This is a genomic window from Ilyomonas limi (assembly GCF_005233845.1).
Taxonomy (GTDB): domain Bacteria; phylum Bacteroidota; class Bacteroidia; order Chitinophagales; family Chitinophagaceae; genus Ilyomonas; species Ilyomonas limi.
Map to the genome: position 1 here is coordinate 176,348 of NZ_SZQL01000003.1, position 14,307 is coordinate 190,654.

The 14,307-nt window shown below is 42.4% G+C and carries 12 protein-coding genes; 4 read left to right on the forward strand and 8 right to left on the reverse strand.

Annotated features, from left to right (window positions below; translation table 11 throughout):
• Positions 1-2: 2 nt before the first annotated feature.
• From FC093_RS24560 to hppD, 3 genes are all read right to left on the reverse strand, one after another.
• Positions 3-164: a GxxExxY protein gene (locus FC093_RS24560; RefSeq protein ID WP_206106525.1), complete on the reverse strand. Its 162-nt coding sequence runs from the start codon at positions 162-164 to the stop codon at positions 3-5.
• A 57-nt stretch (positions 165-221) separates the two neighbouring features.
• Entirely contained in the window at positions 222-1,253 is a 1,032-nt protein-coding gene (locus FC093_RS05680) for a fumarylacetoacetate hydrolase family protein (protein ID WP_137260782.1), read from the reverse strand.
• A 97-nt stretch (positions 1,254-1,350) separates the two neighbouring features.
• The gene (gene hppD, locus FC093_RS05685; RefSeq protein WP_137260783.1) at positions 1,351-2,490 is read right to left on the reverse strand and encodes a 4-hydroxyphenylpyruvate dioxygenase; all 1,140 of its coding nucleotides are present in this window, start codon (positions 2,488-2,490) and stop codon (positions 1,351-1,353) included.
• Between the two features lie 431 nt (positions 2,491-2,921).
• On the opposite strand from hppD, the gene FC093_RS05690 reads away from it, so the two are divergent.
• Entirely contained in the window at positions 2,922-4,079 is a 1,158-nt protein-coding gene (locus FC093_RS05690) for a homogentisate 1,2-dioxygenase (RefSeq protein WP_137260784.1), read from the forward strand.
• Positions 4,080-4,293: 214 nt separating this feature from the next.
• Here FC093_RS05690 and ispG read toward each other — a convergent pair whose 3' ends face one another.
• The 3 genes from ispG to dxs form a co-directional block, all read right to left on the reverse strand.
• Positions 4,294-6,423 (reverse strand): (E)-4-hydroxy-3-methylbut-2-enyl-diphosphate synthase, encoded by a 2,130-nt coding sequence (gene ispG, locus FC093_RS05695; RefSeq protein ID WP_137260785.1) that lies wholly within the window; start codon positions 6,421-6,423, stop codon positions 4,294-4,296.
• Between the two features lie 182 nt (positions 6,424-6,605).
• Complete coding sequence (locus FC093_RS05700; RefSeq protein ID WP_137260786.1) at positions 6,606-7,553, reverse strand: cation diffusion facilitator family transporter; 948 nt, start codon at positions 7,551-7,553, stop codon at positions 6,606-6,608.
• 238 nt (positions 7,554-7,791) lie between these two features.
• Entirely contained in the window at positions 7,792-9,726 is a 1,935-nt protein-coding gene (gene dxs, locus FC093_RS05705) for a 1-deoxy-D-xylulose-5-phosphate synthase (RefSeq protein WP_137260787.1), read from the reverse strand.
• A 295-nt stretch (positions 9,727-10,021) separates the two neighbouring features.
• Here dxs and FC093_RS05710 point away from each other — a divergent pair, with 295 nt between their 5' ends.
• The 3 genes from FC093_RS05710 to FC093_RS05720 all read left to right on the forward strand — a co-directional run bounded on the left by FC093_RS05710 (position 10,022) and on the right by FC093_RS05720 (position 11,844).
• Positions 10,022-10,405 (forward strand): hypothetical protein, encoded by a 384-nt coding sequence (locus FC093_RS05710; protein WP_137260788.1) that lies wholly within the window; start codon positions 10,022-10,024, stop codon positions 10,403-10,405.
• An 18-nt stretch (positions 10,406-10,423) separates the two neighbouring features.
• Positions 10,424-11,185 carry a glucose 1-dehydrogenase gene (locus tag FC093_RS05715; protein ID WP_137260789.1) on the forward strand — a complete coding sequence of 254 codons (762 nt, stop codon included), beginning with the start codon at positions 10,424-10,426 and terminating at the stop codon, positions 11,183-11,185.
• Between the two features lie 311 nt (positions 11,186-11,496).
• Positions 11,497-11,844 carry a hypothetical protein gene (locus FC093_RS05720; RefSeq protein ID WP_137260790.1) on the forward strand — a complete coding sequence of 116 codons (348 nt, stop codon included), beginning with the start codon at positions 11,497-11,499 and terminating at the stop codon, positions 11,842-11,844.
• Here FC093_RS05720 and FC093_RS05725 read toward each other — a convergent pair.
• Positions 11,841-12,899, reverse strand: coding sequence for a response regulator (locus FC093_RS05725; protein ID WP_137260791.1), 1,059 nt, complete (start codon positions 12,897-12,899; stop codon positions 11,841-11,843). The genes FC093_RS05720 and FC093_RS05725 overlap by 4 nt on opposite strands.
• A gap of 14 nt (positions 12,900-12,913) precedes the next feature.
• Complete coding sequence (locus tag FC093_RS05730; protein WP_137260792.1) at positions 12,914-14,155, reverse strand: PAS domain-containing sensor histidine kinase; 1,242 nt, start codon at positions 14,153-14,155, stop codon at positions 12,914-12,916.
• Positions 14,156-14,307: the final 152 nt, after the last annotated feature.

A 14,307-nucleotide genomic window follows, 5' to 3' on the forward strand; every position in this document is an offset into this window, starting at 1 on the left:
TTTTAAAGCCATCCTTTAACAATGGCACGTTGAAATTTTATCGGATAACCTAATCGCTTATTATATAGTTTTAAATAAGTAATTAACTGCGCTGTAAAAACGGGCAAAATGGCTTCGCAGGATTTATTTTCTATAATAATCTCTTCTTCTACTAATAAATCAATCTCGTATGCCTTACCTAAGGGTACCTCTTTGTAAAATAATCAATCTCTGTGTAAACTCTATCTACTTCCGTTCTCCGCGATGAAAGCTCTCTTCTTCTCCAGAATAGAAAAATCACTTTCTTCCCTCACAACCTTATTCTTCAACACCCCTACTCCTTCTATCTCCATTTCAATCTCATCACCTTCTTTCAACCATTGCTCCTCATAATCCGGGTTAGTTAATTTACCCGTTCCATTCAACTCCAAAAAACAACCTGTACCAACCGTGCCGCTGCCAATGATGTCGCCCGCATGAAGCGTTACGCCATAGCTGGCTCTTTCAATGATTTCAGCAAATGTCCAGTCCATATCGCTGAGGTTACCTTGGCTTACCTGCTCACCGTTTACTTTGCACGTCATTTGTAAGTTCCAGCTTTCACCTGTATGACCTTCTTTGGCAGGTACTTCATATTGTTCCAATTCATCTAATGTAACCAGGCATGGCCCTACTGCCGTTGCAAAGTCTTTGCCTTTGGCAGGGCCAAGATTCAATTTCATTTCTTCCATCTGCAAGGTGCGGGCGCTCATATCGTTCATAATCATGATGCCGGCAATATATTCATCCGCTTCTCCGGCTTTAATATTTCTGCCGGTTTTACAAATAATAATCGCTGCTTCCAGTTCGAAGTCCAGCTTGTGAAAGTGGTCGGGCATACATTGAATGTCACCGGCGCCCTGTATGCTGTTGTGATTGGTAAAATAAAATACCGGATATTGGTCAAATTCGGGAATCATAGGCACCTTGCGATTGCGGCGGGCAGCAGCCACATGCTGACGGAAAGCATACGCATCGCGGCACGAAGGAGGAAAAGGAACGGGCGATAACAGTTTTACTTCATTGATGTCAACACCATTTCCTTCACCTAAATTATCAAGCCTGATAGCTTCTTCGGTTTGCTGCATTTGAGGAAATAAATCATCCCAAAAATTGAGCAACATACCCATAGTTGCCGGCAGTTCGGGGTGCATCAAATCGCAATCGTATAGTAAGCCATTTACTAAAAAAGCAAGCTGCTCATTGTCGTTGTGTAAGTAAGATACTAATTTCATAAGACCTCATCCCTAACCCTTCTCCGGGGAGAAGAGAATAAGTAACTTATTTTAAAGTGATTTATAAATTTATTTCAATGAAGTTACTCCTTTATTGCTACAAATTTCCTCTTAATGCCTGCTCTCTTTCAATAGCTTCAAACAAAGCTTTAAAATTGCCTTTGCCAAAGCTTTTTGCGCCTTTGCGCTGAATAATCTCAAAGAATAAAGTCGGGCGGTCTTCTACCGGCTTGCTAAAGATTTGCAATAAATATCCTTCATCATCCCGGTCCACTAATATCCCCAAATCCTTCAACGGCTGCAGATCTTCATCAATATGTCCCACCCGTTCTGCCAAATCATCGTAATAACTGGAAGGTACTTTTAAAAACTCCACACCGCGGCTTTGCAAGGCAGTTACTGTTTTCACAATATCGTGTGTAGCTAAGGCTACATGTTGTACGCCTTCGCCATTATAAAACTCCAGGTATTCTTCTACCTGCGATTTCTTTTTGCCTTCCGCCGGCTCATTAATAGGAAACTTTACATAACCATTACCATTGCTCATTACCTTACTCATCAGGGCCGAATATTCGGTAGAAATATCTTTATCATCAAAGGTGAGAATATTGCGGAAGCCCATTACTTCTTCGTAAAACTGCACCCAATGGTTCATCTGGTTCCAGCCTACATTGCCTACACAATGATCAACGTATAGCAATCCGGTTTCCGGTGGATTGTAAGCACTTTTCCAGGGTTGGTAGCCAGGCATAAAAGCACCATGATAATTTTTCCGCTCAATAAAAAGGTGCACCGTATCGCCATAAGTATGAATGCCGCTCATTACTACTTCACCAAATTCGTCGTGCAGTGTAAAAGGTTCCAGGTACGATTCGCCGCCGCGTATGGTGGTTTGATGCCACGCATCTGCGGCATCCTCCACACGCAAGGCGAGGTGTTTTACACCATCACCATGCTTTTGTATATGTGCTGCTATCTCGCTGTTGTTGTGCAAAGACGTAGTAAAAACAAACGTAAGCTTGTTCTGCCTTACTACATAGCTTGCTTTGTCTTTCACGCCGGTTTCCGGGCCGGCATACGCGAGGCTCTGAAAACCAAAAGCAGTTTTGTAAAAATGGGCGGCTTGCCTGGCGTTGCCTACATAAAACTCTACATAATCGGTACCTTGCAACGGCAGGAAATCAACGGTTTTGTTTTGCCGTTTTGTTTTTTGCGGAGTTTGAATATCGGGAAACATAATAATGTACTATTTAAGATGTGTGATGAATGTTGTGAGCAGGAGTAGTTGGTAGTGAGTGGTGAAACCGAAAATGAAATGATAACATGCGAAGTGAATAGTGAGCGTAATTCGAACTCACAATTAACCACTCACACGTTTACCGTTTACAACAACTGTTATCTATTGCCAGTGCTTCCATGAGGCAGACGTAGGAGTTGCAATGGTCGTTGAATATTTTATGTGGATAATCGGGCTGCATCGTTCAACAAAATTAAAAAAATTATCTAAAAAAATAACAACTGTTAGTTTTTATTACAAATTACTTTCCACTTCTGCTTACCTTAGCAGAGAATTCAAAAATTTAAGGAACGTATTGCATTACCAATATATGATTATCCGTAATTCCGTTCATCACACCGCATATCATGCATCGTAAATCGTATATTATTATGGCTCACTATACTTCTCTTGGTTCTATTCCGCATAAGCGGCACACGCAGTTTCGTAAGCCGGATGGCACTTTATATTCCGAACAGTTATTCTCTACCGAAGGATTCAGCAATGACTATTCTTTGCTATACCATGCGCATCCGCCAACACAGATCATCAAAACGGATGAACCGGTAAGTGCGGCGCCTGCCATTGCGGAAGAAAAAATGCTGAAACACCGCAGCTTTGAAGGTTTTAAAATACAACCGGAAAAAGATTATCTGCAAAGCCGCATGCCGGTGTTGGTGAATAATGATTGCCACATCAGTCTTGCTGCACCGCAGGAAAGTATGCAGGATTATTTTTATAAAAATGCGGATGCCGACGAACTGATTTTTATACATGAAGGCAGTGGAAAACTGTTGACGCAGTATGGCGAACTGCCGTTTAGTTATGGCGATTATTTGATTATTCCGCGCGGCACTATTTATCAGATTTATTTTGATAGCAGCGATAACAGGCTATTTATTGTAGAGTCTTTTTCGCCTATCCGTTTTCCTAAAAAATACCTGAGTAAATACGGCCAATTACTGGAACATTCGCCTTATTGTGAGCGCGATATACGCACGCCGCAAAACCTGCAAACTATTGATGAAAAGGGTGATTTTATTATTAAAACAAAAAAGAAAGGTGTGCTTTACGGCTTGCACTATGCACACCACCCGTTTGACGTTGTGGGCTGGGATGGCTGCTGCTATCCGTTTGCCTTTAGCATACACGATTTTGAACCTATTACCGGTCGCGTGCACCAGCCGCCGCCAGTGCATCAAACGTTTGAAGCCAACAATTTTGTGGTGTGCAGTTTTGTTCCAAGATTATTCGATTATCATCCACAATCTATTCCTGCACCATATAACCACAGCAACATAGACAGCGATGAGGTATTGTATTATGTGGATGGTGATTTTATGAGCCGTAAAAATGTAACACGAGGTATGATAACGCTGCATCCCGCAGGCATTCCGCATGGCCCGCACCCCGGCACAGTAGAGAAAAGTATTGGTGCTAAAGAAACTAAAGAATTAGCAGTGATGATAGATACATTTCACCCGCTGATGCTTACGCAACAGGCATTGGGAATAGAGAATGAAAATTATGTAATGAGTTGGGCGGAGTAGTAATTATGGACAATGACGTTTCCTGATTGCTTTTGCTGAGTAACCTGATGGACTTAACCGGAATTTTGGAATGAAGGAATGCATTGGATTAAGAAATAAACAAAAGATTCCGGACCTTCAAAAAATCCGGAACCATTTGCTCTGAGCATTACTCTGCGGTTCAACAAACACATACCCGCACAAAATTTATCTGTTTTCTCCGGCTGCAATACAACTATACCAGCATTGCTTGCTGTGTTGCCGCCTGCGGCTCTATCCATACTTCACTTTCCTTCAGTAAATTAATCAATTCATCCACGGCAATGGCACTATCTACATTGCGTTTAACCACTTCTTTGCCGCGGTACAAGGTAATTTTACCTACACCACTGCCCACATAACCAAAGTCAGCGTCTGCCATTTCGCCGGGGCCATTTACAATACACCCCATAATGGCAATTTTCACCCCTTTTAGATGGTTGGTAACGGCGCGGATTTTAGCAGTTGTTTCCTGTAAATCAAACAGGGTACGACCGCAGGAAGGACAGGAAATATATTCGGTTTTGGAAATGCGCGTACGCGTAGCCTGTAAGATGTTGAAAGCAGTGTTATTAATGAATTGTTCAACGGTAGCATTGTTGAGGTAATTGCGCCCGCTGGCATTCATACTTTGCGATTGCTGATAGCTTTCCTGCGTCATGCCGAGGCACAGTCCATCGCCAAAACCATCTAATAATAAAGCACCACATTCCGCAGCATAATGAATGAGATGTTCATCGGCAGTTTGCCAATAACTATCGCAAATTAAGATTGCAGGATTGCGAATATTGCGGTTTTGCAGTTCTATAAACATACGGCGTACATTGAGCATCGCGTGTTTAGCATTACTGCTTAAGCAAAGCACTACATTGGGCTTGTTGGCAACAACATCTAAGTAAGTAAAATTATCTAAGCCAGATTTATCACTACAACAATCAATCATCACAAAGTTGATGTGGTCGCTTACCATTGTTGCCTGCGCAAAGCCACTATCCTGATAAATAGGGAAATATTTTATTTTGTCTTCCGCCTGCAACCAGGTAGCCGGGTACACAATTACTTTCAAAGTGCCGGGTAAAGCAAAGCTTAATAATTGATGTCCGGTAAAAATATAATCGGCAGCCGCATCGCTGATGTTCCATTTATCCGATATAACATCGTATGTATAGCCAACACGCTGCAAATGCTGCGGCGTAATGTTTTCTATCTTACTTAAATCGGCAATCACCACCGGCACCTGATGCCCGCCAATATTATCTACTGCAAATGTTTCGCGGCGGGTGTAGGAGAAGGGAGAATATTGGGGAAGTGAGTAGTGGGTGGTGAGTGGTGGGTTTTCAGATGACAGTTGATTGTTGACAGTTGACAGGCTTGCATTAATTTTTTCTTGCACCTTGTCACTTGCTTTCTCCTTGCTTCTTGTTTCATGCCCTTCGTAACCTTCCCCAAAATATCTTTTCACCAAATCCTTACACACCGGTATTTCAAACTCGGGATCTTCTGTAAGGCTTACGCGAATGGTATCGCCAATACCATCTTCCATTAAAGTACCAATACCAGCAGCACTTTTTACACGTCCGTCCTCCCCATCACCGGCTTCCGTAACGCCGAGGTGCAACGGGTAACATTCGCCAAACTCCGCATCCATTTGCTGAATGAGCAAGCGGTAAGCCTGCACCATCACCTGCGGATTGCTGGCTTTCATACTCAGCACAATATTGTGATAGCTTTCATCGCGGGCAATGCGTAAAAACTCCATCGCACTTTCTACCATGCCCATCGGCGTATCGCCATAGCGACTCATGATTCTATCGCTTAAACTACCATGATTAGTGCCAATGCGCATCGCGGTACCGTATTGCCTGCAAATATTAATGAGTGGGGTAAAACGCGCACGAATGCGATCTATTTCTTCGGCATAATCTGCATCGGTATATTCAATCAGTTCAAACTTCTTTTTATCAATATAATTGCCGGGATTGATGCGTACTTTTTCTACAATGCGTGCCGCTATTTCGGCGGCATTAGGTGTAAAGTGAATGTCGGCTACGAGCGGCGTAGTATAGCCACGGCGGCGTAATTCATTTTTTATATTTAATAAGTTTTCTGCTTCTTTTTTGCTGGGTGCGGTAATGCGCACCAGTTCGGCACCGGCTTCTATACAACGGATACTTTGCTCTACCGTGGCAAGGGTATCCATCGTATCGGTAGTAGTCATTGTTTGTACGCGCACGGGATGGAAATTGCCGAGCAGCAAACCGCCTATATTTACTTCCTTTGTTTGGAGTCTGCTATACTGCGTAAGTGAATTACAATACAACTGCATAATCTGATTAAACGCTGATTTAAGTGCAAAGTTGCAGATTATTGGGGAGAAAGATTGTTAAGGAATTGAGGGAATAGCAATAACATTATCATTGGTATATAATTATACAATTTTTACCTTATAGCTGCTGTGGTCATGTTTTCTTTTTGTTTTGCAAATTTATCTTTCTGTAAAAGTTTCATTTAAAAGAGCGGTAATTGTTCATCCAAAGCAGCTTTCTCTTTCTTTTCTTCATAAAACTCCGGCTGAATAATAACGTAACGTACCAGCTTAAATTCTTCTTTTATTTCTTCCCGTATCCTTGCAATGGCTTCGTTGATTTCACCTGTATCGAGGTCGGCTTTGAAGGCTACGATTAACAACAACAGTACTTCTTCCGGCGAACGATAATCGGATACAATGTTTAAAACTTTAAGTACGGCTTCATCTTTTTCGGTGAGTGCAATAATCTTTTCCTGAGTAGTGGGTGCAATACCTTCGCCCATTAATAAACTACGACTTTCGCGCGCCAACACTAACGATACCCCCACAAGCAAAAGCCCTACTATCACCGATGCCACGCCATCTAAAAAAGGTTTATTAAAGGCATGGCTCAGGTACATAAAAATCATTACTACAAATAATCCAGCAACTGCAGCACTGTCTTCAAATAACACTAAAAAGTTAGAAGGATCTTTGCTGCGTACTACAGCCTCCCACCACGATTGTTTGCCACGCACTTTATTAAATTCTTTGATGGCTATAATGAGCGAAGTACCTTCGAAAATGATGGAAGTGCCCAATACAATGTAGTTCCAGAATGGATCGCCTAAATTTTCGGGATGACGGATATGCATATAACCCTGATAAATGGAAATGCCGCCACCCAGCCCAAATATTAAAATAGAAACAATAAACGACCAGAAGTACAACTCTTTGCCGTAGCCAAACGGGCGTCTTATATCCGGTGGCTTTTTGCTTTGGTGAATACCAAGCAGTAAAAGCAATTCATTAACTGTATCTACCATCGAATGCACCCCTTCGGATATCATGGAGCCGCTGTTGGTAACAGCACCGGCAATGAATTTGGTAATGGCAATCAGCACATTAGCCACGAGTGCGCCGTATATAGATTTGTGAGATGTTGCCATAGTTTGCAACACCTGTTTCAAATATTATTCCTTTGTGAGAGAAAAAGAACTTACGTTAAGCTTTCATGTTGCTCCGGCATGTGAAACACATGCCGGGAGAAGCGTTTAGCCTTTGTGGATGCTTATTAAGGTAAAACTCAATAACTCCTTTTATCAAGGTTTGACATTTGGGTGGCGAAGCTTAAAATTGCGTATTGTATGAAACTATTGTAATTTATGCAGCTAATTCCGCATTAACTTACCCCAGCAATTCTACCTTCACCCGCACACTATCCTGCATCATTGCTCTTGCTGTAGCCGCAATGCCATTGGCATCGTAACCACATTCTGCATGAAGTTCCTTTAATGTGCCGTGTTCTACAATCCTGTCTGGAATGCCCAAGGTTTTTACTTCGGCGGTGTAATTATATTTTGCCATAAACTCCAATACCGCAGCACCAAAACCGCCTATAATTGTTCCGTCTTCAACAGTTATTATTTTACTATGCTTTGCAAATACCTCGTGCAGTAAAGCTTCATCTATAGGCTTTATAAAACGCAGGTCGTAATGTGCAGCATCAATGCCTTCCGTGCGCAACTGGCGTATGGCAACAGTGGCAAAATTGCCGGGATGACCAATGGTTAAAACAGCTACATCATTACCATCTTTCAGCTTTCTGCCTTTACCTATTTCCAGTTTTTCAAAAGGTGTTTGCCAGTTTTGCATTACCCCCTCCCCACGTGGGTAGCGGATGACGAAAGGCAGCTTCGTTTCTTCCAACTGTGCGGTGTACATGAGGTTGCGCAATTCCTGCTCATTCATCGGCGCACTGATAATCATATTGGGTATGCAGCGGAAGTAAGCAATATCATAAGCACCGTGGTGTGTAGGTCCATCTTCACCTACCAGGCCTGCCCTGTCCAGACAAAAGATAACAGGCAATTTTTGTATGGCTACATCATGTACTGCCTGGTCGTAGGCACGCTGCATAAAGGAAGAATACACGTTGCAAAAAACCTTCATGCCTTGCGTGGCCAAACCAGCACTCAATGTTACCGCATGTTGCTCGCAAATACCTACGTCAAAAGCACGGTTGGGCATAGCTTCCATCATAAACTTAAGCGAGGAGCCGCTGGGCATAGCCGGTGTAATGCCCATAATCAGCGGGTTCTTTTCTGCCAGTTCTATAATAGTTTTGCCAAACACATCCTGGTACTTGGGCGGTTGCGGCGTATCATATACTTTTTTGTAAATCTCGCCGGTTACTTTATCAAACAGTCCGGGCGCGTGCCATTTGGTTTGATCTTTCTCAGCAAGTGCGTAGCCTTTACCTTTTGTAGTAATAATGTGTAGCAGTTTGGGACCAGGAATATTTTTTAAATCGTATAAAGTATCTACCAGCTTGGTAATGTTGTGCCCGTCAATTGGCCCGAAATAGCGGAAGTTTAAAGACTCAAACAAATTGCTGCGTTTGCTTATCAGCCCTTTGATGCCGGTTTCCAGCTTGCTTGCCATGTCGCGCGTAAAGCGTTTACCTACGGGTAGTTTTCCAAGCAGGTTCCAAACATCATCACGCAGTTTATTGTAGGTTTGAGAGGTAGTAATATCGGTGAGATATTCCTTCAATGCACCCACATTCGGGTCTATGCCAATGCCATTATCATTCAATACTACCAGCATATCGGCATCGGCTACACCGGCATGGTTCAATCCTTCAAATGCCATTCCCGCCGTCATGGCGCCGTCGCCAATAATAGCTACCGATTTACGGTTTTCCTTCTTGTATTTGGCAGCCATGGCAATGCCCAGTGCGGCAGAAATAGACGTGGAAGAATGTCCTACGCCAAAGGTATCGTATTCACTTTCGCTGCGTTTGGGAAAGCCGCTGATGCCCTTGTATTTGCGGTTGGAGATAAAGTTCTCGCGGCGCCCTGTGAGTACCTTATGCCCGTACGCCTGATGACCTACATCCCACACCAACTGATCGTAGGGTGTATTATAAATGTAATGTAAGGCTACGGTAAGTTCTACTACACCAAGACTGGCTGCAAAGTGCCCGCCATGTACACTTACCACATCTATAATGTATTGTCTCAGCTCATCACAAAGCTGGTGCAATTGCAAACGATCCAATTTTTTTATATCGGCAGGGCTATTGATTGTTTGCAGCAAAGCGCCGGGCGCTATCTCCATGTGCAGGATTTTTTAAGCTGCAAAAATAGGCAAAGGTGAGCAAATGCAGCTTTTTTGAACCACGAAGTCACAGAGAACGCAAAGAGAATAAAAAAAGCATACTTCGCGTATCCTTTAGCCTGCAGCAGGTCCCTGTCTTCAGGGTTCCAATCAAGTAATTCCTTAACCGTAACAATTATTGATCACAAATAGCTCATAAACCTGACGAGAATCATCTTTTTACCTGACGTATATCATGCAATAAAGAGGCAGTAGTGCTGAGATTTGCACCAGCAAATCTCAAAAAATTATAGTTATGCAACAAGCAATATCAACAACCGAAGTACATGATTTTGTAGCTACCGATCAGCATCCCAGTGTTAAGAAAACTAGCAAAAATGTCTTTTCAAAATTTATTAACTGGTGCGAAAAACAAGAATACAGCAGAATATTGTGGTTAGTGGTTGCCCTTCTTGTACAAATAGCAGCAGTATTACCTTTTACCCTGGCTGCTATCATTTTCATGGGCAATAATAGCTTCCCGCTATGGGTTTTAGCATGCGTTATCAATGTACCGGTGTTAATTATTAGCCTTGCTGCACAGCCTACTAAAATCACCATTCCTGTGATAGTCCTTGCATGGACAGCAGATGTACTACTTATTCTGTATTGCGCAGTACTTTTCTACTTACATTCTTAACAAGCAACATCCCCTTTCATGGATAAATATTTAAGCGGCAAAACCGCAATTGTAACCGGTGGTGCATCGGGTATTGGCGAAGCAACAGCCTTGTTATATGCTGAATATGGCGCTAACGTAGTTGTGAGTGATATTCATGAAATGCAAGGCAATAAAGTAGTAAAACAAATACAACAACATGACGGCAAAGCCATATTTGTAAAAGCCGATGTAAGCCAGCCCGAAGCGTGCGAACAACTGGTAAATACAACCGTAGCAACGTTTGGCAGCTTAGACATTGCCTTCAATAACGCAGGCATTGGTGGCGAAAGCAGTGCAGTAGGCGATATGAGTATTGAAGGCTGGAACAAGGTGATTACCATTAACCTCAACAGTGTGTTTTACTGCATGAAATACCAGTTGCTGCAAATGCAAAAGCAGGGCAGCGGAGCTATCGTCAATAACTCTTCTATACTTGGGTCTGTTGGCTTTGCCAATGCAGCGGGTTATGTGGCAGCAAAGCATGGCGTAATTGGACTGACACAAACGGCAGCGCTGGAATATTCTGCAAAAGGTATCCGCATCAATGCAATAGGGCCGGCATTTATCAATACTCCTTTGCTTACCGAGGCAGGGATGGACAATAATGTAAAACAATCTTTTTTGGTGCCCTTACACCCGATTGGAAGACTGGGCGAGTCGAAAGAAGTTGCCGAACTGGTGGTGTGGCTAAGCTCTGATAAAGCATCCTTTGTAACCGGCAGCTACTATGCAGTGGACGGCGGTTATCTTGCCCGTTAATACATTAAAACAAATTTTTGAAACCAGATTTAAGTGCTGACAGGTGTGATTCTACACAACAGCTAAAGCGAAATCTGTGAGCGGTATAATTCTAAGATGCTAATTACCTACTAATCATAAGAGTGGTTTTCTTTAGGTATATGTTAGCGCAAAAGCCTTCTTGTAAAAAGGAAGGCTTTGTGCGCTCTTCTTTTTATTTTTTACCGGTAAGCAGATACCTGACGAATCTCATATTTTAAAATGATGTTAGTCTTTCTGAAGGCTTTTGAATCCGGGTACATTTGTAATGAATTATAAAAATTATTAGGACTATGCTGCAGATAGAAGCTGGAAAACAAGTAAAGCAGATACAAACTGATTTCAATATACGCTACCCTTACCTGAAGATTGAAATGATAAGGCAACATGCAGGCAAAGCAGAAGCTATGCACGCAAACGAAGTAATTGCAAGAGTACCTGCCACCGCTATCAGCATAGGCATACACCAAACGGTTGCCCGGCTGGAACAGGAGTTTTTAGAAAAAGCAGGTTTGAGGGTAAAAGTATATCGTAAGTTTTGCAACGTATGGATTGAAACTACCCTCACCAACGACTGGACGCTGGAACAGCAAAACCAGGAGGGTAAACTACTAAGCGAACTGAATACTTCCGTTGCTTAATATGGCAAATTGCGTAGTTTGTTTTCGTTTAGTATTATTACCCTACCCGGCTGCAGGTCTATCAGTCCTTCTTTCTTGAAATCTGTAAGCGTGCGTATCAGCGATTCGGTAGCTATGCCAATAGACTGTGCCATGTCTTCGCGCGATAAGCTGATAATGGTTTCTTTGCCGTTATCAGCTTTATATTTTTCAGCCATCCGTACCAATCCGTATGCTACTTTTTTGCGCAATGTATTATATGCCAGGTTCAGCAAATCTTCTTCTTTGTTCATCATGTTGTTGGTCATCAACCCAATAAATTCTTTGGCTGTTTGTGCATCGGCAGTAATAAGTTTTTTAAAGTCTTCGCGTGGTATCAGCATCATTTCGGCATCTTCCAGCAATTCAGCATTATCACGGTAGTTTACATCCTGCAGCACCGGCAGGTAACCAAAAAAATCGCCTGTGGTGTACATATCGGTAATCAGTTCTTTACCATCTTCGTTGGTTTTATATACTTTTACTTTACCGCTTATTATATAGTACACTGCTTTGGGCTTCTGGCCTTCGCTGTACAGGATATGCTTTTTCTTATACGTGTAAATGATGCTTTCTTTGTTTGTAAGCTTTAACAAGCCTTTCTCCTTTGCATTGTTTATAAATGCAGAAAGATCTTCGTTGTTCGCGTTCAGTTTTTGTTTTAATGCGGCGGCTTTCTTTAATCTTACTTCTATGGCGTTTAAGAGTTCAATTCCATCAAAAGGTTTGGTAAGATAATCATCAGCGCCCATTTCCATACCTTTGCGGAGGTCTGCTTTTTCGGCTTTTGCAGTAAGAAAAATAAAGGGTATCGAAGCCGTGTCCTCGTGTTTACTCAGCAGGTGCAGTACGCCGTAGCCATCCAGTACGGGCATCATTATATCGCACACAATCAGGTCGGGGCGTTGTGCCAAAGCCACTTCCACACCTTCCTTTCCGTTAGCTGCCGTTAATACTTCATAACCCGAGAGCGTCAATATTTCTGCGGTATTCTCTCTTACTTCATCGTTATCTTCTATTATCAATATTCTTTTCATAAAAACTAAAACGTTTATGCCGGAATACGAACAGTAAAAGTTGTTCCTTTATTCAGTTCGCTTTGTACATCTATGGTGCCATTCATCAGGTCGAGATATTTTACAACAATATGCAACCCAAGACCGGTGCCTTGTATATTACTTGCATTTTTTGCACGGAAGAAACGCTCAAACAAGTGCTGCATATCTTCTTTGGAAATACCAATACCATTGTCTTGCACCACAATTTGCAGTTGGTCATCAGTTACTGTACCCGCTACTTTTATAACACCGTTTTCGGGTGAAAATTTACTGGCGTTAGACAGCAGATTCATCAACACATTTTTCAACAATTGCCTATCAACAGATATTTCGCCGCTACCATTAAATGTGTATTGTATTTTTTGCCCTGGCTTAAATACAGGTTCCATTTCGTGCACTACATCGTTTATTACCGCAAAGCACTCTTCGGCCTGCACGGTTGCAATAGTAGCTTTTATCAAACCTTCTTCCAGCTTGCCAAGCGATAAGAAATCTTCCAGTATGCTGCGCATATCACCTACGGCTATTTTGATGCGCTGAATGTGCTTTTCGCGTTTGGCAGGCTCGTGCACATTGTTGTATTTCTCCAGCAGGAAAGCCGATGTTAAAATAGTACTCAAAGGCGTTCTAAACTCGTGTGAAGCCATCGTTACAAACCTGGATTTCAGCTCGCCTAATTCTTTTTCTGCTTTCAGTGCTTCATTTACTTCTTCTTTCGATTTCTCTAATGCTGCTAAGGTTTCGCGCAGCATTTTGGTGCGGTCTGCTACCTTTTGCTCCAGCACTGCATTCAGTTGTCTTATCTCTTTGGTTACGCGTTGCAGTTCTTCCTTTTGCTCTAACACAATTTGTTCGCTATGCTTGCGTACCGTAATATCTATGATGAATGCAATCACATACGTCTGGTCGGCGGTGTAATAGGTAAGGCTTACTTCTACCGGAAACTCCGTACCATCTTTTTTGCGGGCATTCAGATCTCTGCCTTCCCCCATGCGGCGCGGGTGCGGATCGCCAAAAAACACATCGCGGTAATGCACATGGCTGTTGCGGTAATCTTCGGGCAACAGAATTTCTATTTTCTTACCCAACACTTCATCTCTTGTATAGCCAAACTGCCCTTCGGCGCACCTGTTGAAGTTGATAATGCGCGCCTGTGCATCGGTAACCACAATACCAATAGTGGCATAATTAAACAAAGCTTCTAACTGGTGTAAATTCGCTTCTCTATGCGGCATAGCAACAATAACTGTAAAAGTTTTCCTTAATACCTAATAAATAATAAAATACAAAGCTAACAGATAAAAATCAATGCACTTGACTGATAAATAACAGGAAAAGCATCCTACCGTGTTTTCCTTTTATTTTAGGGATTGCAGTGTAATAATGG

Excerpts from the sequence above, each read along its gene's own strand:
- FC093_RS05680 (WP_137260782.1), bottom strand. The coding sequence starts at position 1,253 with ATGAAATTAGTATCTTACTTACACAACGACAATGAGCAGCTTGCTTTT.
- hppD (WP_137260783.1), bottom strand. The coding sequence starts at position 2,490 with ATGTTTCCCGATATTCAAACTCCGCAAAAAACAAAACGGCAAAACAAA.
- FC093_RS05690 (WP_137260784.1), top strand. The coding sequence starts at position 2,922 with ATGGCTCACTATACTTCTCTTGGTTCTATTCCGCATAAGCGGCACACG.
- ispG (WP_137260785.1), bottom strand. The coding sequence starts at position 6,423 with ATGCAGTTGTATTGTAATTCACTTACGCAGTATAGCAGACTCCAAACA.
- FC093_RS05700 (WP_137260786.1), bottom strand. The coding sequence starts at position 7,553 with ATGGCAACATCTCACAAATCTATATACGGCGCACTCGTGGCTAATGTG.
- dxs (WP_137260787.1), bottom strand. The coding sequence starts at position 9,726 with ATGGAGATAGCGCCCGGCGCTTTGCTGCAAACAATCAATAGCCCTGCC.
- FC093_RS05710 (WP_137260788.1), top strand. The coding sequence starts at position 10,022 with ATGCAACAAGCAATATCAACAACCGAAGTACATGATTTTGTAGCTACC.
- FC093_RS05715 (WP_137260789.1), top strand. The coding sequence starts at position 10,424 with ATGGATAAATATTTAAGCGGCAAAACCGCAATTGTAACCGGTGGTGCA.
- FC093_RS05720 (WP_137260790.1), top strand. The coding sequence starts at position 11,497 with ATGCTGCAGATAGAAGCTGGAAAACAAGTAAAGCAGATACAAACTGAT.
- FC093_RS05725 (WP_137260791.1), bottom strand. The coding sequence starts at position 12,899 with ATGAAAAGAATATTGATAATAGAAGATAACGATGAAGTAAGAGAGAAT.
- FC093_RS05730 (WP_137260792.1), bottom strand. The coding sequence starts at position 14,155 with ATGCCGCATAGAGAAGCGAATTTACACCAGTTAGAAGCTTTGTTTAAT.